At 75.1% G+C, this 22,598-nt stretch carries 16 protein-coding genes; 5 read left to right on the forward strand and 11 right to left on the reverse strand.

Features of this window, described 5'->3' with window-relative positions:
* Positions 1–87: 87 nt before the first annotated feature.
* From C8E97_RS04415 to C8E97_RS04435, 5 genes are all read right to left on the reverse strand, one after another.
* Entirely contained in the window at positions 88–933 is an 846-nt protein-coding gene (locus C8E97_RS04415) for a helix-turn-helix domain-containing protein (RefSeq protein WP_121001888.1), read from the reverse strand.
* A gap of 135 nt (positions 934–1,068) precedes the next feature.
* Complete coding sequence (locus C8E97_RS04420) at positions 1,069–1,884, reverse strand: alpha/beta fold hydrolase (RefSeq protein WP_121001891.1); 816 nt, start codon at positions 1,882–1,884, stop codon at positions 1,069–1,071.
* Positions 1,885–2,496 carry a DUF4232 domain-containing protein gene (locus tag C8E97_RS04425; protein WP_121001893.1) on the reverse strand — a complete coding sequence of 204 codons (612 nt, stop codon included), beginning with the start codon at positions 2,494–2,496 and terminating at the stop codon, positions 1,885–1,887. It abuts the gene before it with no gap.
* Positions 2,497–2,589: 93 nt separating this feature from the next.
* Entirely contained in the window at positions 2,590–3,651 is a 1,062-nt protein-coding gene (locus C8E97_RS36655; RefSeq protein WP_121001895.1) for a gamma-glutamylcyclotransferase, read from the reverse strand.
* 479 nt (positions 3,652–4,130) lie between these two features.
* Complete coding sequence (locus C8E97_RS04435; RefSeq protein WP_121001897.1) at positions 4,131–5,120, reverse strand: LysR family transcriptional regulator; 990 nt, start codon at positions 5,118–5,120, stop codon at positions 4,131–4,133.
* Between the two features lie 344 nt (positions 5,121–5,464).
* Here C8E97_RS04435 and C8E97_RS04440 point away from each other — a divergent pair, with 344 nt between their 5' ends.
* Positions 5,465–5,890, forward strand: a complete 426-nt coding sequence (locus C8E97_RS04440; protein ID WP_121001899.1) for a nitroreductase family deazaflavin-dependent oxidoreductase — start codon at positions 5,465–5,467, stop codon at positions 5,888–5,890.
* Here C8E97_RS04440 and C8E97_RS04445 read toward each other — a convergent pair.
* The 4 genes from C8E97_RS04445 to C8E97_RS04460 form a co-directional block, all read right to left on the reverse strand.
* Positions 5,887–6,732, reverse strand: coding sequence for a PhzF family phenazine biosynthesis protein (locus C8E97_RS04445; protein ID WP_121001901.1), 846 nt, complete (start codon positions 6,730–6,732; stop codon positions 5,887–5,889). The genes C8E97_RS04440 and C8E97_RS04445 overlap by 4 nt on opposite strands.
* 193 nt (positions 6,733–6,925) lie before the next feature.
* Positions 6,926–8,296, reverse strand: a complete 1,371-nt coding sequence (locus C8E97_RS04450) for a GTPase domain-containing protein (RefSeq protein ID WP_121001902.1) — start codon at positions 8,294–8,296, stop codon at positions 6,926–6,928.
* Positions 8,293–10,086, reverse strand: a complete 1,794-nt coding sequence (locus tag C8E97_RS04455; RefSeq protein ID WP_121001904.1) for a dynamin family protein — start codon at positions 10,084–10,086, stop codon at positions 8,293–8,295. The genes C8E97_RS04450 and C8E97_RS04455 overlap by 4 nt, the downstream gene beginning before the upstream one ends.
* A gap of 91 nt (positions 10,087–10,177) precedes the next feature.
* On the reverse strand, positions 10,178–11,110 hold the full coding sequence (locus C8E97_RS04460; protein ID WP_121001905.1) for an IniB N-terminal domain-containing protein: 933 nt from the start codon (positions 11,108–11,110) through the stop codon (positions 10,178–10,180).
* A gap of 243 nt (positions 11,111–11,353) precedes the next feature.
* Between C8E97_RS04460 and C8E97_RS04465 the strand changes: the two genes are divergently transcribed.
* The 4 genes from C8E97_RS04465 to C8E97_RS04480 all read left to right on the forward strand — a co-directional run bounded on the left by C8E97_RS04465 (position 11,354) and on the right by C8E97_RS04480 (position 17,548).
* A complete protein-coding gene (locus C8E97_RS04465) occupies positions 11,354–12,601 on the forward strand; it encodes an Hsp70 family protein (protein ID WP_121001907.1) in 1,248 nt (415 codons plus the stop codon).
* Positions 12,602–12,609: 8 nt separating this feature from the next.
* Positions 12,610–14,979 carry a helix-turn-helix transcriptional regulator gene (locus C8E97_RS04470; protein ID WP_121001909.1) on the forward strand — a complete coding sequence of 790 codons (2,370 nt, stop codon included), beginning with the start codon at positions 12,610–12,612 and terminating at the stop codon, positions 14,977–14,979.
* Between the two features lie 387 nt (positions 14,980–15,366).
* On the forward strand, positions 15,367–16,041 hold the full coding sequence (locus C8E97_RS04475) for a TetR/AcrR family transcriptional regulator (RefSeq protein WP_170211613.1): 675 nt from the start codon (positions 15,367–15,369) through the stop codon (positions 16,039–16,041).
* Between the two features lie 94 nt (positions 16,042–16,135).
* Entirely contained in the window at positions 16,136–17,548 is a 1,413-nt protein-coding gene (locus C8E97_RS04480) for a carboxylesterase/lipase family protein (protein WP_121001913.1), read from the forward strand.
* 30 nt (positions 17,549–17,578) lie between these two features.
* Here the strand turns inward: C8E97_RS04480 and C8E97_RS04485 are convergent, their stop codons facing one another.
* The gene (locus C8E97_RS04485; protein ID WP_121001915.1) at positions 17,579–18,067 is read right to left on the reverse strand and encodes a DUF2165 domain-containing protein; all 489 of its coding nucleotides are present in this window, start codon (positions 18,065–18,067) and stop codon (positions 17,579–17,581) included.
* A gap of 242 nt (positions 18,068–18,309) precedes the next feature.
* A complete protein-coding gene (locus C8E97_RS04490; RefSeq protein WP_121001918.1) occupies positions 18,310–22,365 on the reverse strand; it encodes an NACHT and WD repeat domain-containing protein in 4,056 nt (1,351 codons plus the stop codon).
* Positions 22,366–22,598 lie beyond the last annotated feature (233 nt).

Below are 22,598 nucleotides of genomic sequence, written 5' to 3' on the forward strand. Positions count from 1 at the left end.
GCCCCGGTGCCCGGCCCGTCGCGATGCCCGCTGTCCTCGCTGCCTCGCTGCCTCGCTGTCCTCGGTGCCCGGTGCCGTCGTGCCGGCTCACCCGTCGTGGGACAGCTCCTCGGCGCGGGCGGCGATGAGCCGCAGGGACTCCGCCGGACCGAGCGCGACGGCCTCGACCCGCGCGGCGGCCGTCACGTACGGCGTCGCGTCGGCGCGTTCGAGGAACACCGCGGAGCGCTGGAGCCGCACGTGCGCGACCGGCGTGGCCACCCGGAACTCGAGGAGCAGGAACGGGCCGACCATGCCGGGGTGCACGGCCGCCGACGGCACGACACCGACCCGGACGTTGGGCAGCTCGGCGGTCTCCAGCACGTGCCGCCACTGGTCCGCCATGACCCGCCGGCCGCCGACGCCCGTGCGGAGCGCGGCCTCGCCGAGCAGCGCCACGTACTCGACGCCGCCGCGCAGCACCTGCTGCCGCCGCAACCGCGCCATCAGGCGGGGTTCGACGTCGCGCGGGTCGACGCCGTCGGCGGCCATGAACGCGCGGGCGTAGTGCATGGTCCGGAGCAGGCCGGGCACCAGCAGCGGCTCCCAGCACAGCATCCGGACGGCCTCGTGCTCGTAGCCCGCCAGCGTGTTCGTCTCCGGCGGCAGGCCGGGCAGGTCGCGCTCCCACAGGCCGGGGCCGCGGGCGCGCCCGGCGCGCTCGACCAGCTCGTCCCGGCGGCGGCCGACGACCCCGTAGAGCGCGAGCAGGGCAGCGACCTCCTCGGGCGAGGTCTTGCGCTTGCCGTTCTCCAGGTTCGACAACACGGACTTGCTCCACCCGAGCCGCGCGGCGGCGGCCGTCACGCTCAGCCTCGGCACGGCCGCCTCCCGGATGCCGCGCAGCTCCGCGCCGAGCGCGCGCTCGTGCGCGCCGGCGGCCTTCCTCGGCATGGGACCTCCGATGGGTCGGTGCCGCGCGTTGTGTTGTCGCAACGCACGTTGTCCGCACAGCAGCGTCCCACGTCGCGTGCGCGCGACAAAGGGTGCGTGCGCGACCCGTTCGGGTGAACCCGGCCGCCCGCGTCGTCAGCCCGCGTGCCCCCGGCCGGTGTCGGCCCGGTCGAGGCGCAGCACCCGCCGGACGAACGAGACCACGTCGGACAGCACCTCGTCGCGGTTGGTCTCGTTGAAGACCTCGTGCCGCGCGCCGGGGTAGACGCGCTCCTCGAACAGCAGGCCCCGGATGCGGTCGGTGCCGGTCCTCGTGTCCGCCAGGGGCACCAGCTCGTCGGCGTCGCCGTGCAGCCACAGCGTCGGCAGGTCCTCCAGCGTCGGCCCGTAGTTGGCGTCGTCCAGGGCCCGCTCCACCGCCTCCAGCGTCGCCCGCTTGAACGGCCCGTGCCAGACCAGCGGGTCGGCCGCGTAGCGCCGGCCGACCTCCGGGTCGCGGGACAGCACGTCGGGGTCGATGGGCGTGTCCGGGATCTCGTCCAGCGACAGCGCGTCGAGGCCCTGCCACGTGCCCAGCACGGGCGCGGAGAGGACCAGGGCCGCGACCGGGTGCGCCTGCGCGTAGCGGGTGGCGACCAGGCCGCCGAGCGAGTGCCCGATCAGGACGACCGGCAGGTCCGCCGCCGCGGAGCGGATCGCCGCGCCGACGTCCTCGACCACGCCGTCCAACGACGTGATCAGGGCCCGCTCGCCGGCCGAGGCGCCGTGCCCCACGTGGTCGGGGGCCACCACCAGCGCGCCGGCCGCCACCAGGCGCTCGGCGACGTGCCCGTACCGCCCGCCGTGCTCCCCGTACCCGTGCACGAGCACCGCCAGCCAGGTGGCGTCCAGGTTCGGCCAGGTCCGCACCACCAGTTCCCCGGCGTGGCCGGGGACGTTCGACTCGATCACCTATGCAGCGTAGAACGCGCTGATCCCGATCTTCCCGCCACCGCACACCGGGCCGAGGCCCCACTCGACGGTCATCGGCTCGGTCTCGTCCGGCGGGATGGCGGCGGCCTTCGCGGCCTCGGGCCGACAGGGCTGGTCCACCGGCTCGTCACCGGTCGGCACGACGGTCCAGCGCAGGTTGGCCGCCGCCGACGCGCCGGGCGCCAGGGTGACCGGCGTCGGTCCGGGCTCCTCGGTGCGCTCCAGGTCGGTGGGCACGGGCTGCCCGGAGGCGTCCAGCAGCTGGAAGCCGCTGTAGCCGTTGATCGTGCAGGCGTCCGCGCCGCCGTTGGTGACGACGAACTTCCCGTGGCGGTTGCCCGCGCCGGCGTCGGTCGGCTCGACCCGGCCGGTCAGCGAGGCGGCCGTGCACCGCGTCGACGACACGCCGGTGGCGGTCGGCGAGGGTGGCACCGCCGGCGCGGAGGACGAGCCGGCGGTCGGCGTGCCCGCGGTCGTCCCGGCGGCGGAGGGCGGCGCGCCGGTCGGGAGCGTCGGCTGGTCGCCGGCCTGCTGGGGACCCCCGCACGCGGTGAGCGCCAGCAGGGCGCCGCACAGCACGAGTCGCCTCATGTCCTACCTCCTGGTCCGTGGTCCTACCAGGAGGGCGTACCCAGCGCGCACGCCGTCGGGACGGTTGGCAAAGAATTCACTTGATCGGGCTCGTCACAGTCGATCCTCGACCCAACCGCCGGGCAGCACGGGCAGGTCGTGCGCGGCGGCCGTCCACAGGTACGTCCAGCACACCCGCCCGTCCGGCAGGGTCACGCGGACGCGGCGGTACTCGTCGCCCTCGTACTCGTCCAGCACGGGCAGGGCGTCCTCGGGCGACGCCAGCCGCAGGACGTGGCCCGGCACGCCCGGTCCGTCGCCGGGCCGCAGCGCCGGGTAGCCGCGGCCGGTGTCGTGCAGCGCGCCGGGCAGGGTCGCGGTGGTGGGCTCGCCGGTCACGAACGGCGCCACGAGGCCCCACGCCCGCATCCCCGGCTGGAGGGTGCCGTAGGCGAACAGGCGGTCCGGCCAGTCGTCCGGCGACGGGTCGCCGTGCACGGGCGTCACGTCCAGGCCGTCGCTCTCGGCGGCCCGCCCGCCCAGGCCGCGCGCGCCGCGCTGGTCGACGTCGGCGCAGCGCACCACCCGCCCGGCGGACAGCAGCGGCATCCGCCGCTTGCCCGCGCCGGTGTAGGCGAGGACGGAGTCGACCACGCCGCCGTCGAACAGGGTGACGCGGCCGGTGTGCACGCGGACCAGCCGGTACCGCAGGCCGCGGCCCTCGCAGCGGTCCAGGACGCGGAGCTGCTCGGCGGTGGCGAACCACACCGCGTGCTCCTCCTCGACACCGGGCGCGGCGGCCAGCGTCGCCGGGCGCTGCCCGTCGGTGGCGCGCAGCCCCGCCGCCCACACGGCGGTCAGCCCCTCGCAGCGGGCCCGCAGCACGACGGCGGGCCCGGACAGGCCCAGCTCCTCGCGCAGCCAGGTGACCTTGGCGGGGTTGGCGTTGGACCCGTAGGCGAGCACCGGCAGCCGGCCGGCCAGGGGCGGCTCGCCGTGGTCGGCGAGCCAGTCGTCGAGGTCTCGGCCGTCGGGCGCGACCCGCCACCCGGAGTCGGCCGCGGGGTGCGGGGTGACCGGCCAGCCCGCGCCGTCGAGGTGCACGAAGCAGTGTCCCGGCCGAGCGCCCGGATAGGGCTCGGCCGGGTGGGTATCGTCCGTGAACGGCAGCGTCATGAGCCCATTCTGGCGCACCACACGGGGAATTCACGGCTTGTTGGGTTATCGGTCACCCAAGACCTCGGAGCTGTGTTATTGGTGAAACGCTTGCGTCCGCTTTATTCGCGCGTAATCGAGACAGGGGTCGGATGTTTTGACGTGACCTGCCGCACGCCGATGGCGGTGGGTTCGGACTCGCGCGTGCCGGGGAGCGGACGGCGCGCCGTCCGACCGGGTGACCGGTCAGGCGGGTCGGGCGGGCCGTCGCGACCCCGGACCCGGCGACTCCCCGGACCCGGCGACTCCCCGGACCCGGCGGCGCGGGACCCGGCGGCGCGGGACCCGGCGGCGCGGGACCCGGCGGCGCGGGACCCGGCGGCGCGGGACCCGGCGGCGCGGGACCCGGCGGCGGCGCGGGATGTGGCGGCGCGGGATGTGGCGGCGCGGGATGTGGCGGCGCGGGATGTGGCGGCGCGCGGAACGCCGTCGGGTGCCCCTCAGCCGCCGGTCTGGAGGAGCGCGGCGTCGATCTCGGCGTGGGCCTGCGGGTTCTCCTCCCACCACCGCGCGTAACCGGGGTTGCGGGGCAGCACCGCCCGGTAGGCGCGGGCGGCGCACGCGAACACGTCGTGCGCCCGGCCCGCCGCCGGCCCCTCCCGCCGGGTGGCCAGCATCAGGTCGACCATCAGCGGCGCGCCCCGCAACGGGCGGATGACGATCCCGTCGCCGCTGCGCGACTGCGGCAGCGCGAACGACACCGCGCCCTTGGCGACCAGGCCGCGCGCCGTGGACGCCTCGTTGACGTGGTGGGTCAACCGGGGCGTGAAGCCGGCCTCCGCGCAGACCGTGAAGATCTGGAGGCGGTTGCCGACCAGCTCGTCCGGCGGCGACACCCAGTCCCGGTCCGCGAGCTGGGCGAGGTCGACCTCGTCCTGCTCACCCAGCGGGTCCCAGTCCGGCAGGGCGACGAACTGCGGCTCGCTGATCAGCCTGCGCACCTCCAGCCCGCGCAGCTCCCGCCGCTCCATGCCCTCGAACCGGTCCAGCACACCCAGGTGCACTTGGCCGTTGACCAGCAGTTCCAGCAGGTCGGAACCGCCGGGCATGATCTGGGTGCGCACCTCGGAGCACGGGATCGACCGGCGCAGCTCCTCCACGAAGTGGCCGAAGAACAGGGTGGGCACGCCGCCGACGACGAGCGGTCCGGGCGTGCCGTCGCGGGTCCTCCCCTTGGCGAGGCTGACGAGCTGCTCCACCTCGTCGAGCACCAGGCGGGCGGTGCCCACGACCTGCTTGCCCAGCTCGGTGGGCGCGCTACCGCCGTGCGTGCGGTCGAACAGCTGTCCGCCCACGATGCGCTCGACCGTCCGCAACTGGGCGCTCATCGCGGGCTGCGTCAGGCCCAGCCTGGTCGCGGCCTTGGTGAGGCTTCCCTCTTCGGCGATCGCGCACACCGCGCGGAGGTGGCGGAGTTCAAGGTCGGGCATAACGCTCTTCTATCCCCCTTTTGAATGAGCCGCTACCCCTCGGGACCGCCATAGTTGGCGCAGTCCCCGTGAAGTGGAGAGGAAGACATGCGCAGCGCCAGCCAGATCTACTGAGAACGGGCACCACACGCCTGTGGCCGTCACCTCCCGACCCACGCCCGACGCACGCGTGGTCGAGCGGCCCGGACGACCGTTTACGCGGGCGGACGTCCGGTGCCACGCCGGGGAGCCGGTGACGGGCCAAGGGGTGCGAGGCGGTCGTCCCCACCCCCGTTGCGGGCCGCCGGTCGTGACTGCGGAGTAGCGACCGGCGGCCTCGCCGCGTTCTGGGTAGCGTCTTGGGCATGACCGTGAGCGACAGCCCCGTCGACTGGGTGAACCAGCACATCCGCACCTACATCGAGACCGATGGCGCGCAGGGTCACGAGTGGCGGCCGGGCGTCTTCACGCTCCTGCTCACGACGACCGGGCGGAAGTCCGGGCAGCCCCGGCGCACCGCGTTGATCTACCAGCCGTACGGCGAGTCGTACGTGGTGGTCGCCTCGGACGGCGGCGCGCCGGGGCACCCCGCCTGGTACAAGAACCTCCAGGCCGACCCGACCGCCGAGGTCCGGGTGGGGCCGGAGGTGTTCAGGGCGACCGCCCGCACGGCGACCGGTGACGAGCGGGCCGAGCTCTGGGCGCTGATGAACGAGGTGTGGCCGGACTACGCGGAGTACCAGCGCAAGACCGACCGCGAGATCCCGGTCGTGGTGCTCGACCGCGCTTAGCCCCGCTCGGGTCGCGCTGGACGGGCCTGGATGGGCACGGCCGCGCCCGTGACCCGCACGCGGTCCCGGTCGGGCCGCACGTCGACCGTCAGGACGCTCGGGCGGCCCATGTCGTCACCCTGGTGGATGGTGATCGTGCGTGGCCGCCGCACCCGGCCGATCGTGCGCAGGTAGCCGCCGAACGCCAGGGCCGCCGCGCCGGTCGCCGGGTCCTCGACGACGCCGCCGACCGGGAACGGGTCGCGCGCGTCGAACACGTCCTCCGACCGCTCGTGGACCAGGTGGGCGGTGACGGCGTCGTTGCGCCGCAGCAGGTCGCCGAGCCGGTGGAAGTCGTAGTCGAGGTCGGCCAGCCGCTCCCGCGACCGCGCCGCCAGCACGAGGTGCCGCGCGCCGCCGAACGCCCAGTGCGCGGGGTGGCGCGGGTCCAGCTCGTCGCGGGTCCAGCCGAGCGCGTCGAGCGCGGCGTCGAGGTCCTCCGCGCCCACCGGCGTGGACGAGGTGGGCACGCTGGTCAGCGTGGCCGTCGAGCCGTCGGTCTCGACCACGACCTCGCCCGCGGGGGTGTGGAAGGCCAGCGTGCCGGTGCGCCGCAGGGCGACGGCCGCGGCCACCGTGGCGTGCCCGCAGAACGGGACCTCCACCTCGGGGCTGTAGTACCGGACGTGGAAGGAGTCCGGCTCGGCGCGCGGGAAGACGAAGGCGGTCTCGGAGTAGCCGACCTCCGCCGCGATCGCGCGCATGCCGGCGTCGCCCAGGCCGGTGGCGTCGAGGACCACCCCGGCGGGGTTGCCGCCCTCCGGGTCCGAGGTGAAGGCGGTGTAGCGCAGCACGTCCGTCATGGGCAGAGCTTCCACCACGGCCGGCCGCGCGCCGGAGCCGGTGTGCGTGCGGAGCGGGTCCGCGCGCGGGGGCTGGTGTGCGCGTGGCCGGTGTGCGTGCGGAGCCGATCCGCGCGCGGGGCTGGGGTGCGTGCGGAGCCCGATCCGCGTGCGGGGCTGGTGTGCGTGGCGGGGGCGGTGTGCGCGGGGCCGATCAGCCGAGGTCGGCCAGCATCCCCTCGCAGCTGCGCACGACCACGGCCGCCGCCCGGCGCCGGCCCTGGTCCAGCGCGGGGTCCGCGGCCTGCTCCCGCCACCGGCCGAGGGTGTCCAGCACGACGTGCCGCAGCTCGTCGGCGGTCGGCTCGTACTCCATGCCCAGGCGCGCCAGCGGGTTCGTGCCCAACCCGCCGACGAGCCGGGACGCCTCCGCGGCCAGCTCGCCGGGCAGCTTAATCCGCCCGCCCTGCAACGCGGCCAGCAGCCGCAGCTCCCGGAAGTCGTGCGCCGAGGCCACGACGCGCTCCAGCCCGGCCGCCAGCCCGACCGAGCCGGGCCGGGGTTCGTTGCGCAGCACGACGTCCAGGCCCAGCAACGCCGAGCGCGCCTTCAGCACGTCCTGGCGCTCGGTGAAGTACGCGCCGATCGACTCGCGCAGCTCGCCCAACCCGCTGCGCCGCACCAGCTGCGCGGTCAGCTTGACCTGGGTGTCGAAACCCTGCCGGATCAGCGTCGTGGTCAGCCGCACGCCGAAGATCCCGAACCGCTCCACGAGGCCGCGGCGGGCACCGGGGTCCAGCCGGACCGGGAAGTCGTCGGCGACGAACCGGTCCGCCGACAGCAGGTGGTCCTCCAGCTCGGTGCGCGCCAGCGACGCGAGCGACGCCAGCGCGGCGAACTCCTCGGGCCGCAGCGTCCGCGCCGCCACCGCGAGCAGGCCGGCGATCGCGACGACGTTCTGGCACAGCGGGCGCACCTGCGCCTCCCGCCGGTAGCGGCGGGCGATCTGCTTGGCCGAGGTCAGCGCGTCGATCCGGCCGCCGCCGATCTCGTCCGCCCGCGCGAGGACCAGGACGGTGCCCACCGGGGCGGCCCGCGCCACGGGGTGGTCGTGCGCGGCCTGGAGGTAGCGCAGGTCGGTGTGGTGCATGTGCCGGGTCAGGTACAGCACGGCGTCGGCCTCGCCGTAGACCTGCTCGACCGGCGCGTCCGCCGGGGTGTCGACCAGCGTGACGTCCCGCAGCGACCGGGACGGCCACTCCACCACCACCCGGTCCGCGTGGGCGGCGTCCACGAACGCCCGACCGTCCCGCCGCACGATCGGCACCTCGTGCGGACCCACCGACGCCCGCGCCCGCGGCCCGTCCCGGTACCAGGTGACCGTGCCGGTGGGCACGAACTCCTCGCCGATCAACGCGCTGACGACGGTCGACTTCCCGGTGCGCGGCGCGCCCGCGACCGCCACCCGGACCGGTTCGGCGAACCGGGCCTGGAGGGCGCGCAGCCACGCCACGGCGCGCGGGCTGTCCCGGTAGACCGCCAGCGCGTCCACCAGCAGCTCCCGCACCTCGTCCGCGAGCGTCACGCGCTGATGCCCAGCGGCGGCGTCCGCCCGAGCGCCTGCACCCGCTGGTAGAGCCGGACGAGGCGATCGAGTTCGAGCTTCGCCTCGCGGGTGCGGCGCTCCCGCTCGGTGGTGTCGTCCTGCACGGCGCGGCGTGCGCTGCGCGCGGACTCCAGCAGGGTCTCCTGCAACTCGTCGGCCAGCGCGCTGAAGTGGCCGCGCAGGCTGCGCTGGATGGTGCGGGCGGCGTCCCGGACGTCCTTGCTGAACTTGAGGAAGAAGTCGTCCACGTGCCGCTGCGCGGCGACCCGCGCGGCGGCCTGGCGGCGCTTGCGGCGCTGGTCGCCCTCGTCCAGGACGGACTTGCCGCCGAACAGCGCGCCCGCGCCCAGCGAGATCGCGTTGATCAGCGGCATCCCGGCGAGGCTCGTGACCAGGCCGACCATCAGCACGCCGCCGTAGGAGCCGCGCAGGCCGGTGAACAGCTTCTGGCCCAGGCCGAACTTCTCGATCACCGGCTTGTCCATCTTGGACACGCGGTCGAGCACGTCGGCCGGGAACACCGACTCCGGCAGCAGGTCGTCGCGGTGCACGGGGAAGCTCCGGGCGACCTTCTCCGCCACCCACGCCGAGCGGTCCAGCAGCCAGGCGAAGTTCGTCGCGGCGGCTTCGGTGAGGTTGGCCTCCAGCCAGCGCTCGAACTCCTCCCAGCCCAGCGCCGGGTCGGCCGTCTCGAACGTCCGGTCCACCTCGCGCAGGATGCGGCGGGTGCGGTCGCGCAGGTCGTACTCGACGTCGGACACCAGGTCGGCCATCTCGTCGGCCAGCACCGTCTGCCAGCGCGCGGACCGGCGGCGCAGCTCGTCGACGCGGCGCTGCGCCTCGTTCAGCGCGGCGATGGTGGCGTGCGCGCCCGCCGAGCCGCGCCCGTCCAGCTCCTCCCGCACCGGCGCGACGAGCTGCTCGATCGCCGACGCGGCGGCCACGGCGACCGTCCGGCGGGCCAGCACGTCGGCGGCGGCCACGATGTCCCGCTGCACGCACGCCAGCAGCTCGGGGAACCCGGACTCGGCGTTGAGGGCCCGGTCGCCGGTCTTGGCGGCGCGCAGCCGCAGCGCGGCCGACACGGGCACCTGCTTGGCCGGCACGCCCGCCCGCGCCAGGTGGGCGCGGTTGCGCTCCAGCACGCGCCGCCACTGCGCGGTGATGTCGATCTTGGTGAGCACCACGGTGACGTTCGGGCAGGAGGTCATGACCTGCTTGAGCAGCTCCAGCTCGGACTCGGTCAGCTCGGCGGTCGCGTCGGACACCATCAGCACGGCGTCGGCCTGGAGCAGCGCGGCGAACGTGCTGGCGGTGTGCGCGGGCCGGAGGTCGCCGACGCCCGGCGTGTCGATCAGCACCAGGCCGGAGGTGAGCAGGGCGCGGGGCAGGCCGACCTCGGCCCGCACCAGCTCGCCCGCGTGCGCCGCGCCGACCTGGCGCGCGAGCTGGTCCAGCGGGACCGGGACGCGCTCGGTCGGCGTGTCCGCGATCGTGCGCACGAGGGCCGCGCTGGGCACCTCGGCGTGCTGCACGAACGTCGGCACGGTGGTCGTCACGTCGTCGCCGACCGCGCACACCGGCGCGTTGACCAGGGCGTTGACGAGCTGGCTCTTGCCCTGCTTGGGCTCGCCCAGCACGAGCACCCGCAGCTTGGGGTCGAGCTGGCGGGCGCGCTTCTCGCGGAGCCGTTCGGCCAGGTCCGGCCGGTTGTGGGCGGCGCAGGACCGGATCGTGTCGTCGAGCACGTCGAGCCAGGGTGCGGACATCACCCGGCAGAGTGTGCCGTGTTCACCCGGTGAGGTGAAAGAGCGGGCCGGTCCCGTCCGGCGGACGGGACCGGCCCCGGAGGCGGAGCGCTCAGAACAACGTGTCGCTGATGTCGTGGCCGCCGCCGATGAGCGGCACGTCGTTCAGGCCGAAGCCGAGCACCGGCACGTCGATCGCGCCGACGTGGTCGGTGACGTTGCTCACGCCCGTGCCGTTGGACAGCCGGCCCGCGGTGTCCTCGGCGGTGTCGACCACCGTCTCCGGGGTCAGGTCGCGCTCGGGCAGGGCGGCCAGGCCGTCCGCGTTCAGGGTCTTGCCGAGGTGGGCCGGGTCGAGCGTGCCCGCCAGTTCGGTGGGCACGTGGCCGGCGAGGCCACCGGTCACGCCGTCGACCACGCCGGTCAGCGTGTCGACCGTGCCGAACACGGGGCTGGTCAGGCCGTCCGTGGCGGGCAGCGTGCCGGTGGCCTCGCCCGCGAGGGCGCCGTCCAGGGAGCCGGTCGCCGTGCCGGCCAGGTCGGAGACCGTGCCGGTGGCGGTGGTCGACGTGGCGTCCAGGGTGCTCGTCACGTCGCCCACCGAGGAGAAGTCACCCGACACGGTCCCGGCGAACGAGTCGGCGGAGTCGGTCGAGCCCCAGCCGGAGAAGCCGCCGAAGACCTCGTAGCCGTTGGCGTCGGCGCTCAGCGCGCCCGCCGCCGCGAGGTTCACGTCGGACGTGCCGGGCACGCCGGGGAGGGACAGCTGCTGGGCCACGGCCTGGAGCTGGCCGATGGCGCCGGTGGCGTCCGTCGCGTCCAGCGGCAGGTCGTTGAGCAGCGCGCCGTCGAGAGCGGGCAGGCTCCCGGCGGGCACGTAGTCGAGGACCAGCGGGAGGACCTCCTGCACGTCCAGAGCGCTGATGTCGCTCAGGCCCGCGTCGGCCAAGGCGCCCTCGGCGTCGGCCTGGAAGTCGGCCAGCGCGGTCGGGTTGCTCAGCAGGTCGAGGACGAAGTCGTGCAACGTGGTGGGGCTGGAGCCCATGATGGCGTGTCTCCTGGTCGGGTTCAGGGTGCGGTGCGGCGGGACCGGCAGGGGTGGGTCCAGCCGCGAACCACGGTAGGGAGCCGGGGAGCCGCCGCCATCGGGGATTACTCCCAGTAGATGCCGCAACCACGATGGGGTGCTTCTCGTTCACTCCCTAGGGGGTTAGGGGATGCGCTTGTGACTCCTTCGTAGCCCCGTGTACCAACTGGGACCGCTACTGACACGAGGGGGCTCCACGAGTTGCCGTACGTCCTCGGGGTCGACGTGGGCACGACCCGCACGGCCGCCGCCGTGTGCCGGCTCGACGGCGCGGGCCGCGCCGAACCGGAGCTGGTGGGCCTCGGCGGTCCCGGCGGCGGCGTCGCGTCGTCGTTGCGGCTCACCGCCGACGGGTCGTTCGCCGTGGGCGAGCCGGGCGACCCGCGCTGGACGGCGGTCGGGTTCGCGCGGCGCGTCGGCGACGGCGTGCCGGTGGTGCTCGGGTCCGAGCCGTGCGCCGCCGAGGAGCTGACCGCGCTCATGGTGCTGTGGGTCGCGGGGCAGGTCGCCGAGCGGGAGGGCGAACCGGCCGCCCGGATCGTGCTGGCGCACCCGCCGGGGTGGGGCCCGCACGCCAAGGGCCTCGTGCGGCGGGCGCTGCGCGCGGTGGGCCTGGAGGACGTCGTCCTGCTCGCCGAGCCCCTGGCCGCCGCGGCGAACCACTCGTTCGGGCGGGGACCGGTGGGCGTGTTCAGCCTGGGCAGCCACGCGTTCAGCGCGGCGGTCGTGCGGCCGTTCGAGCTGGTGGCGTGGGCCGACGGCGTCGACCAGGCGGCCGGCGCGGACTTCGACGACCTGGTCTTCGAGCACGTGCGGGCCGCGCTGGGGCGCGCGTTCGGCGAGCTGGACGCCGAGGACCCCCGCACGCGTGCCCTGCGCGGGCGGTTGCGGCGCGACTGCGAGGCCGCCAAGCGCCTCCTGTCCGGCACGTTCGAGACCGCGGTGCCCGTGCACCTGCCGAGCGGGCTCGTGGAGGTGCCGCTCGACCGGGCCCGGTTCGAGGAGCTGATCCGGCCTTCGGTCGAGCAGGCCGTGTCGGTGTTCGAGCGGGTCGTGCGCGGCGCGGCCCTGGAGGCGACCGTGCTGGTCGGCGGCAGCGCGCGGATACCGCTCATCTCGTCCCTGCTGCCCGGCCGGGTGGTGTTCGAGGCCGCGCCGGAGTCGTCCGCGGTGAAGGGCGCGGCGGTGGCCGGGCGGCAGTTGCTGCTCGGCCCGGACGAACCCGAGCCCATCGAGACGTCCGTGCTGGTGCGCGACGACGACCCGCTGCTGCGGTTCCCCGTCGGCGGTGCGCCCGCGCCGGACAACGACTGCACCGCGCCACCGCCGCGCCCGCCGATCGAGGTCACACCGCTGGAGCTGCCCGAACGGCGCTCGGTGAAGCGCGTCGTGCGGGGCCTCGTGTCGGCCGGGCGCTCCCGTGACCGAAAACCCGAGGACGGCCGTTGAGCTTGCGCATGACATCCGACCGCCCGCTGCTGGACGCCGAGACCCGCCGAGTGCTGGCGGGTCTCGCCGCCGCGCCGGGGACCGTGCCGAGGCTGGGCGTCGTCGCGCCCGGCGGGTACGGCAAGACCACCGTGCTGCGGGAGGTCGAGCGGGTCTGCCGGGACGCGGGCGTGGGCGTCGCCGTCGTCGACGACGCCCACCTGCTGGGCGACGAGGAGCTGCGGTCCCTGCGGTCGCGGGTCGAACGGGGCGACACCGGCGTCGTGGTCGCGTACCGGCCGTGGCCCCGGTCGCGGGCGTTGGCGGCGCTGGCCGAGTCGCTGGGCCGGGTCCGGCCGCCGCTGATGCCCCGCGCGTTCACGCGCGAGCAGGTGCGCGCGGTGCTGCCGGCGGCCGGGCGGGCGCTGGCCGACTTCGTGCACCAGCAGACCGGTGGGGTGCCGCGGTTCGTGGCGCGGCTGGCCGGGTTGACCTCGCCGGACGTGCCGGCCGAGGTGATCGCGTCGTTCCGGGCCGACCTGGACTGGCTGGAGCCGGACGTGCAGAAGTTCCTGCTCGCCGCCGAGGCGGGCGCGGCGCTGCGGCTGGACCTGCTGGGCGCGTTGCTGGACAAGGACTCCGACGCGGTCGGCGAGGTGATCGAGGCGGGCCGGGCGACCGGCCTGCTCGCGGCGGACGGCACGCTGCTCCCCGTCGCGCGCACGGCCGTGGTGGCGCTGAGCCGGACCGACCGGCGGATCGCGGTGCGGCAACGCCTGGCTGAGCTGCAGCTGCGGTCCGGCGGTCCGGTGCTGGACCTGGTGCGCCCGCTGCTGGGCGCCGGCGCGGGCGGACCGGTGGTGTCGGCCGCGTTCCAGGCGGCGGCGAGCGAAGCGCTGCCCACCGACCCGGCGCTGTCCGCGCGGTTGCTCGCGGCCGTCGGGACGCCCACCGCCGCGCTCGCGGTCCGGAGGGCGGCGGCGTCGGCGATGTCGGGCGACCTGGACGCGGCGCTGCGGCTCGCCGACCAGGTGATCTCCGCCGGGGAGGGCGAGCACCGCGGCGCGGCGGCGGAGGTCGCGGCGATCGCGTTGGCGCACCGGGGCCAGTTGGCGCGCAGCACGGAACTCCACCGGTGGTCGCCCAGCGCGGCGTCCGCGGCGTTCGCGGTGGTCGGCCTGGTCGGGACGGGGCGGTTGCCGACCGGGACGCTGCCCACCGCGCCGCCGACCCTGCTCGACGGCGGCGCTTCCCTGATGGCGCAGGGCGTCCTGGAGTCGGTGACGGGCACGCCGACCACCGCGCTGTCCACCCTGGTCCGGGCGGCCGGGCTGCTGGAGCCCGCCGGTCGGTCGGTGCTGCTGCCGGACACGCCCGCGGCGCTCGCGGCCCTGGTGGCGGTGCAGTGCGGTGAGCTGCCGGTGGCGGAGTCGGTGCTGGACCGGGCGCTGTCGACGGCGCTGGGCGGCACGCTGATGACGGTGCGGCACCGGTTGCTGCGGGCGTGGCTCGCGATGGTGCGCGGCGACCTGGTCGGTGCGCGGGAGGCGCTGGTCGCGCTGCGCAAGGCGGGGCGTCCGCTGGAAGCGCGCGACTGGATCTTCGCCGTGGCGCTGGAGGTCGGGATCGCCCGGCGCAACAGCGACCTGGCGGCGTTGAAGCGGACCTGGGAGCAGGCGTGCGAGGCCGTGCTGCGGCACCCGGTCGACCTGTACACGTTCCTGCCGCTGGGCGAGTTCGCGGCGGCGGCGGCGCGGCTGCGCGACCAGCACCGCGTCGCACCGCACCTGGTGACCGCGCGGACCCTGTTGCGGCAGTTGGGCGACCCGCCGCTGTGGGCCGTGCCGCTGCACTGGAGCGGGCTGCACGCGGCGATCATCGCGGAGGAGACGTCGGTGGCGGAGGAGCACGCCGCGGCGCTGGCGGCGTGCCGCGACCGGAGCCGGTACGGCGCGCTGGTGTCGAGCGCGGCGGAGAGCTGGCTGGACGTGCTGGCGGGCGAGGTCGACGCGGACCGGGTGGAGGAGGCCGCGCGCGGGCTGCACGCGGCGGGCCAGTGGTGGGACGCGGCGCGGCTCGCCGGGCAGGCGGCGATCCGGACGTCCGACCGGCAGGCGATGGTGCGGTTGCTGGACTGCGCGCGCCTGCTACAGGGCAGGCCGGCGGGTGGGGCGCGGAAACCGGCCGAACCGGCGGAGGCGGCGGCGACCGGGCAGCTCAGCGACCGCGAGCGGGAGGTGGCGGAGCTGGTGGTCGGCGGCCTGACCTACAAGCAGGTGGGCGACCGGCTGTTCATCTCGGCGAAGACGGTCGAGCACCACGTGGCGCGGATGCGGCAGCGGCTCGGTTGCGGCAGCCGGGCGGAGCTGCTGGACCAGCTCCGCCAGATCCTGGGCTGACACCGGACCACGACGGCCACCCGGCATCGCGCTGGTGGAGCACCAGGCCAAACGGGGCCACCCCATCGTGGTGATCCGGTGCGCGGCCGAGATCCCCTGCCTGTTGGGCCTGGCGCGGTGGGGATGCGAGTCGGTTGCGTGCGGCTCCGAGTCGGACTGATGGGGGATCGGTCCGGCGGATTTGTACTCGATCGATGGGGTGGTCGTTGTGCGTGGCGTTCCCGACGACCGTCCAAGACCTGCTGGGCTTCCGAGCGCGTTGAGTCCGTGCTCACCCTGCTGTGGTGGCGTTGCGCAGAAAGATTCGGCGGTTCGGCTTCCCCGCGTCGTTCGGGAGCGTCCTCACTGACGGGTGACAGTATTGCTCGCTCGTGCTAACTTTTGCTCGTGCGAGCAAAGTCGGTGACGGAGCAGGCCAGGCGGGCGCAGATCGTCGGGGCCGCGATCGAGACCTTGGCCGAACTCGGCTACGCCGAGACGTCGTTCAAGCGGATCGCCGCCCGCGCCGGGCTGAGCAGCACCGGGTTGATCTCGTACCACTTCAAGGGCAAGCAGGAGCTGGTCGACGAGGTGCGCGCGGAGGTGCTGCGCCGGTTCGCGGACTTCGTGATGGGCTTCCTCGACCGCTCGGACACGGCCGCCGGTGAGCTGCGGGCGTTCCTGGTGGCGAACCTGCGGTTCATGCGCCTCCACCGGTCGCACATGGTGGCCCTGATGCAGGTCCGGCCGCACGTGTCGGCTCGGGACGAGGGCGAGGACCTCCGGAAGATGGCGGACCTGCTGCGCGAGGGGCAGCGCGCCGGCGAGTTCCGGGGGTTCGACGCGGGGGTGATGGCCGTGTTCATCCTCGCGCTGCGCAACGGGGTGCTGGCGAGGGTGGCCGAGGACCCTGATCTCGACCTGGACCTCTGCGAGCGCGAGCTGCTGGAGGCCGTCCGGCGGGCGACAACCGCCGACCGCCCGGTCACGGGCGCGGAGGGCACGGAGGGCACGGACCGCCCGCCCGGCGGTGCGGCGCCACCGCGCACGAGCGCGGGACAACCACGAGGGACGCGGGGGTGAATCGATGCGTCGGGGGACGTTGGCATCGGTCGTGGCACTACTGGTCTCGGCATCGCTGGTCGCCGCCTCGGTGACGGCGTGTGAGGAGGGCGCGATGCGCGACGGTGTCGTGCGGATCGACACGGGGGACGTGCGCGGTGTCGTGCGGGGGGACCGGGTGGTCTTCCAGGGCATCCCGTACGCGGCGCCGCCGAAGGGCGAGCTGCGGTGGGACGCGCCGCGCCCGCCGGCGGGCTGGGGCGGCGTCCGGGACGCCACCGCTCCGGGCAACCCCTGCCCGCAGGTCGGGTCGTCCTACTCGGAGTTGAAGGCGAGCGACGAGGACTGCCTGTTCCTCAACGTCACGGCGCCGACCAGGCGCTCCGGGCCCAAGCCGGTGATGGTGTGGGTGCACGGTGACGGCGCGATCGGGGCCGGGCACTTCTTCGACGGCTCGCGCCTCGCCGTGGACGGCGACGTCGTGGTGGTGACGATCAACTACCGCATGGGCGTGTTCGGCGGGTTCGGGCTGCCCGGCCTGGCCGGCTCGGGCACGTTCGGCGTCCAGGACCAGCGGGCGGCGCTGGAGTGGGTGCGGCGCAACGCGGGCGCGTTCGGCGGCGATCCCGGCAACGTCACGCTGTTCGGCGTCTCGTACGGCGCGGCCTCCGTCGCCGCGCACCTGGTGTCGCCCGCCTCGCACGGGCTGTTCCACCGGGCCGTCCTGCACAGCGGTTTCGCGCTGGTCGACCTGCCCGCCGAGAGCTGGTTCCCCGGCCTGGGCGCGCTGCCGTGGCTGGCCTGGCGGCCGCGGGCGGAGGTCGAGGAGATCGGTCGGCAGGTCGCCGCCGAGCTGGGCTGCGCCGACCTGGCCTGCCTGCGGGCGCTGCCCGCGGAGCGGCTGCTCGACCACCCGCAGGTGATGAACATCTTCCAGCCGTTCGCCTACGACGAGCTGCCGCCGGACCTGCTGGCGGCGGGCCGGTTCGCGCGCGTGCCGGTGCTGGCCGGCGCCACCGCGGACGAGCACCGCAACCTCGTGTCGGTCTTCCGGGGCGAGGTCACGGCCGAGGACTACCCGCGCCTGCTCGCGGCGGCGTTCGGCGACCGGGCGGGCGCGGTCGCCGCCGAGTACCCGCTCGCCGACTACCCGACGCCCGCCCTGGCGTGGGCGAGGGTGCTGACCGACCGGGTGTGGGCGCGGGCCACGTTCCGCCAGCACCGGGTGCTCTCCGCGCACACCACGACGTACGCCTTCGAGTTCGCCGATCCGGGCGCGAGCGGCGACGGGGCGGCGCACCACTCCGACATCCCCTACCTGTTCCCGGCCGAGGACGAGCGGAACCCGCTGGGCGACCGCATGATCCGCTACTGGACCAACTTCGCGCGCACCGGCGACCCGAACGGCGACGGGCTGCCCGCGTGGCCGACGTTCCGCGAGGGGCACGTTCAGTCGCTGGCACCGGACGCGATCGGGAACGTCGACTACGCCCGGACCCACCGCCTCGCGTTCTGGGAGGACGGGTGACGCCGTCGTCCGCCTCGCACGCGAGGGTGGTCAGTCCGCCGTGGACCGGTGGACGAGGATCAGGCCGACGGAGGCGATCACGAGGTTCTGGAACGCGGCGTTGAGCCCGTTCCAGTCGCTCGACTGCCACATCTGGAACCACTCGCCGCCGATGGCGATGAACCCGCCGCCGAACAGCAGGACCTGCATGAGCCAGCCGAGGGCCGACAGGCGGCGGGCCACGGCCCGCCCGCGCGCCCACGCCACCGCGCCGCCGAGCAGCACCAGCGCGGTCGCCGCCTCCCACGCGATGATCAGGACGTAGGCGACGGTCACGACGGTCTGGTCGGTGATCGCGCGGTACATCGTGGCCGGTGACCGGAAGGTGGTGTCCATCGCGAACACGTGCTCGACGAACGCGCGGTTCGTCCCGTAGTCGGTGATGTTCCCGAACACCACGAGCCCCATGTAGACACCGGTGATCGCGGTCAGCACCGCCACCGCGACCTGCGGGCTCGCCACCCGGCCGAGTAGACGCATGGGTGGAACTTAGCCACAATCCGCGCGAAGTCCACGACGACAAGTGCCCGGAGCGGACACCGCGGTGCGGGTTCGCCCGCTGACGGGTTCGGGGCGGGCACCGGGGGTCGGTCGCGTTCGGCCCTCGCCGCTCGCCCACGGGTGCCGCCCCGCACCGCCCGCCCTGCACGGCCCGTCCTCGCGTCCGATACCGCCCCGCACTGCACCGCGCGCCCCGCCCCGCACCGCGGTCCGCACCGCGATCACGGGCACGGCGGGTCGTAGTCCAGTTGCGGCAGGTGCTTCCGCCACAGGTCCTCCGGCAGCACGCCCCTGGTCTTGGCGCAGATCCGCGTGATCGACCGGCTCTGGTCGAGGTCCCACAGCCGGACCGTGCTGTCCATGCTGGTGGACGCGATCATGCGCCCGTCCGGCGAGAACCGCAGGTCCTGGAGGCCCGCGTCGTGGCCGGTCAGCGTCTCGCCCAGGGCGCGCGGCCGGGACAGGTCGTGCACGTCCCACAGCCGGATGGCCCGGTCGTCGCCACCGCTGGCCAGCGTCCGGCCGTCCGGGCTGAAGGCGACCGCCACCACCGCCTCCACGTGCCCGGCCAGCGGCGGACCGATCGGCCGCACGCGCGAGGGCGTCGACAGGTCCCACAGCCGGATCGACCGGTCGTCGCCCGACGTCGCCAGGGTCCTGCCGTCGCGGCTGATCGCGCCCGCCCGCACCACACCCGCGTGCCCGTACAGCGGCTGGCCCAGCGGTTGCGCCGCCGCCGGGTCGGCCACGTTCCACAGCCGCACGGTCTGGTCGGCGCTGCCGGTGACCAGGCTCCGCCCGTCCGGCGTGAACGCCGCGAAGTGCACGTACCCGGTGTGCCCGACCAGCGGCCTGCCCAGCATCCGCGGGTTGGCGCGGTCGCTGATGTCCCACAGCTGCACCGAGTCGTCCTGCGAACCGGTGACCAGCACCCGGCCGTCGGGGCTGAACGCGACCGGCGAGCTGTACCGGGTGTGCAGGTCCAGCGGCGGGCCCAGCGGTCGGATCTCGCCGGGGTCCGACAGGTCCCACAGCTGTAGCGACTTGTCGCTCACCCCGGCCAGCGTCCTGCCGTCGGCGCTGATCGCGATGCCCCACACGCCGGTGTCGTCGGCGTGCACGGCCTGGAGCACGCCGCGGGGGCGCTGCGGGTCGCCGACGTCCCACACGCGGATCGTGCGGTCGCGGCTGCCGGTGACCAGGCGCGACCCGTCGGCGGTGAACACCGGCCCGACGGTGCGGGCCGAGTGCCCGATGAGGACGGTGCGCGGCAGCGACCACAGGCGCACGGAGGTGTCCTGGTTGCCGGTGGCGAGGTGGTAGCCGTCCGGGCTGAACGCCACCCCGTAGATCGTCCCGTTCCGGCCGGTCAGGGGCTGGCCGATGGCCAGCGGGTGCGCCGGGTCGGTGACGTTCCACAGGCGGGCGGTGCCGTCGGAGCCCGCCGAGGCCAGCACCCGGCCGTCGGGGTTGAACGCCACCGACCAGACCGGCCCGTTGTGCTCGGCCAGCGGACGACCCAGCAGGACGGCCCGCGCCGGGTCCGTCACGTCCCACAGCCGGACGGTGCGGTCCTCGCTGCCGGTGGCCAGGACGCGGCCGTCCGGGCTGAAGGCCACCGAGCGCACGATCCCGTCGAACCCGGCCAGCGGCGCGCCGACCAGCCGGGGTCGGGCGGGGTCCTCGACGTGCCACAGCACCACGGTCCGGTCGTCGCCGCCGACCGCCAGCAGCTTCCCGTCCGGGCTGAACGCGACCGAGCGCACCGGCCCGGAGTGCATGCCCAGCGGTTCGCCGATCGGGCGCGGCTCGCTCGGCGTGCCGACGTCCCACAGCCGCGCCGTGCGGTCCTCGTTGGCGGTGGCCAGGGTCCGGCCGTCCGGGGAGAACGCGACCAGGTAGATCGTGCCGTTGTCGCCGTCGAGCGGCTGGCCGAGGGCGCGTGGCCGGGCGGGGTCGGTGACGTCCCACAGCCGGACGGTGCCGTCGTCGCCCGCCGTGGCCAGCGTCCGGCCGTCGGGGCTGAACACCGCCGAGCTGACCCAGCTCTTGTGCGCGCGCAGCGGTGGGCCGAGCGGTCGCGGGCGGTCGGGGTCGCGCAGGTCCCACAGCCGCACGGTGGCGTCGTAGGACGCGGTGGCCAGCGTGTTGCCGTCGCGGGAGAACGACGTCAGGTAGACCGCGCCCTCGTGCCCGTCCAGCGGGGTGGCCAGCGGGCTGCCCTGGGTGGACAGGATGCGGGTGTGGACCTCGCGGTCCCGGGGCCGCATCCGGTGCGCGACCAGGTCGAGCTGGGCGGACAGCGACGGGTCGGTCTGCACGAGCCGGTCCGCCTCCGCGACGACCTGCCGGAACACCGCGTCGTCCCGCTGCCGCACGGCCAGCACGGCGGCGGTGACGGCGATGACCGCGAGGAACGCGACGACCGCCACCGCGGTGCGCTTGCCCCACAGGGCGCGCCTGCGGGTCTGCGTGGACACGGCGAGGAAGTCCTGCGCCACCGCGGTCAGGCCGCCCGGCCCGGCGGCGTCGGCCCAGTGCCGCGCCGTCTCCAGCCGCGCGCCCCGGTACAGCAGGGACGCGTCGCGGTCCTGGTTGGCCCAGGTCGCCGCGTCCTCCTCCAGGCGCTGCCGCAGCAGCTGGCCCTCGCGGTCCTGGTCGATCCAGCTGCGCAGCCGGGGCCACGCCTGGAGCAGCGCCTCGTGGGTGATCTCCACCGATCCCGAGTCCAGCGTGACGAGCCGGGCGCGGGCCAGCACCTCCAGCGCCTCCTCGCCCGCCGCCCGGTTCGCCGCCTGGTCGACCAGCTCGTGGCGGGTGGAGCGGCGGCGGGTGTCCTGGGTGTCCTCGCCGACCCGCACCAGGCGCAGCAGCAGCGGGCGGGCGGCGAGCTGCGCCTGCGGCGCGAGGTCCGCCCAGGCGCGTTCGGCGGTGGCCGCGACCGCGCCCTGGATGCCGCCCGCCGCGCGGTAGCCCGAGATGGTCAGCTTGCCCGCCGTCCGGCGCTGCCACGTCGCCAGCAGGGCGTGCGAGAGCAGCGGCAGCGCGCCCGCGTCGTACGCGCCCTGGCCCGCCCGGCCCTGCGCGCGACCGCTGCGCACGCCCAGGTCGCGCAGCATGAGTTCGATCAGGCCCGGCTCCAGTTGCAGCCCGGCGGCCTTGGCCGGGCGCGACACGGCTTCCCGCAGCTCCGCCGACGTCATCGGGCCGAGGACCATCTGGCGGTCCTGCAACGCGTCGGCGAGTTCGGGGAACGCCAGGCACCGGCCGTAGAAGTCGGCCCGCACGCCCAGGACGACCAGGGCGGGTGCCGCGCCGCCGGGCACCGCGGGCGTGCACGCCACGTGCAGGGCCTGGACGAACACCTGGACCAGGCTCTCGTCGCCGCACAGCGTGAACGCCTCCTCGAACTGGTCCACGACGACGACCACCCGCTCGCCGCCGTGGCGTTCCGCGTGCGTGGCGAACGCGGCGCGGATCTCCGGCGCGAAGCGGGCCACGCCCACCACCGCCTGCCCGAGGAAGGTCTCCGGCCCGTCCTCCTCGGCGGCGGGCTCCCGGTCCGCGTCGAGCACCGGGCCGAGCGCGTCGGCCAATTCCGGCACCTGCCGGACGAGTTCCTTCACCGGGTCGGCGCCGGGCGTGAGCACAATCGACGGCCACTGTTCCGAACCGGGCACCGCCAGCGCACCGTCGCGAATGGCCGGAATGACCCCGGCGCGCACGAGCGACGATTTTCCCGCACCCGACGCGCCGACCAGCATCACTATTCCGCCGGTGTCCGCCGCCGCGCCCATCCGGGACACCAGGGCGGCGGTGCTGCGTTCCCGCCCGAAGAACCACGACGAATCCTCGGGTTGGAACGCGGCGAGGCCCCGGTAAGGGCACACGCCGATTTCGTCGGTGCTCGGCGGGTCCTCGTCCTCGGGCGCGGTCGCGGGGCTCGCGAGGGCCTCCTCCCACAGCGCGCGCCACGCCGCCACGTCGTAGAGGCCGGGTGCGGGCGGGTGCGGGCGGGACTTGCGCGCCTCACCGATGAGGATGTCGAGGACTACCGAGAGTGCCGAGAACCGGGCGGGCACGTTGCGGCCCCGCCGCCAGTCGCTGACGCGCTGCGCGGTCACCCGGACCGGCCGACCGCGTTCGTCGGTGCGCCGGGAGCGGGCGACCGATTCGGTCACCCGCTTCAGGGGCGGGTCGCCCGCCTCGGCGTAGAGCAGCGCGAACCGCTCCGCGAAGACGGCGCGCGGCCCCGACCCGCGACCAGAACCAGCCATCCGCGGCTGACCTCCTAGGGTCCGGTCTTCCGGACCGGAAAACCGGATGTGAGCACGTGAACAGGTCGTTTGTGGACCGGTGTGGCACCAGGAAGACCACCCTAACGACTTGCGCCGGCAAGCTGGCCGGGACGTTCCGCTGGCGTCGACGGTGGTGCGAAGGGACCGGTCGAAGTGGTTTCGCAGGCAACTACCTTGCGTGGCAGGTCGATCGTCGCTGAGGGGTCCTGGGG

This window comes from Saccharothrix australiensis (genome assembly GCF_003634935.1).
Taxonomy (GTDB): Bacteria; Actinomycetota; Actinomycetes; order Mycobacteriales; family Pseudonocardiaceae; genus Actinosynnema; species Actinosynnema australiense.

Bases quoted from the DNA above. Each gene is read 5' to 3' on its own strand.
- C8E97_RS04415 (WP_121001888.1), bottom strand. From the start codon at position 933: ATGCCGAGGAAGGCCGCCGGCGCGCACGAGCGCGCGCTCGGCGCGGAG.
- C8E97_RS04425 (WP_121001893.1), bottom strand. From the start codon at position 2,496: ATGAGGCGACTCGTGCTGTGCGGCGCCCTGCTGGCGCTCACCGCGTGC.
- C8E97_RS36655 (WP_121001895.1), bottom strand. From the start codon at position 3,651: ATGACGCTGCCGTTCACGGACGATACCCACCCGGCCGAGCCCTATCCG.
- C8E97_RS04435 (WP_121001897.1), bottom strand. From the start codon at position 5,120: ATGCCCGACCTTGAACTCCGCCACCTCCGCGCGGTGTGCGCGATCGCC.
- C8E97_RS04440 (WP_121001899.1), top strand. From the start codon at position 5,465: ATGACCGTGAGCGACAGCCCCGTCGACTGGGTGAACCAGCACATCCGC.
- C8E97_RS04445 (WP_121001901.1), bottom strand. From the start codon at position 6,732: ATGACGGACGTGCTGCGCTACACCGCCTTCACCTCGGACCCGGAGGGC.
- C8E97_RS04455 (WP_121001904.1), bottom strand. From the start codon at position 10,086: ATGTCCGCACCCTGGCTCGACGTGCTCGACGACACGATCCGGTCCTGC.
- C8E97_RS04460 (WP_121001905.1), bottom strand. From the start codon at position 11,110: ATGGGCTCCAGCCCCACCACGTTGCACGACTTCGTCCTCGACCTGCTG.
- C8E97_RS04470 (WP_121001909.1), top strand. From the start codon at position 12,610: ATGACATCCGACCGCCCGCTGCTGGACGCCGAGACCCGCCGAGTGCTG.
- C8E97_RS04480 (WP_121001913.1), top strand. From the start codon at position 16,136: ATGCGCGACGGTGTCGTGCGGATCGACACGGGGGACGTGCGCGGTGTC.
- C8E97_RS04485 (WP_121001915.1), bottom strand. From the start codon at position 18,067: ATGCGTCTACTCGGCCGGGTGGCGAGCCCGCAGGTCGCGGTGGCGGTG.
- C8E97_RS04490 (WP_121001918.1), bottom strand. From the start codon at position 22,365: ATGGCTGGTTCTGGTCGCGGGTCGGGGCCGCGCGCCGTCTTCGCGGAG.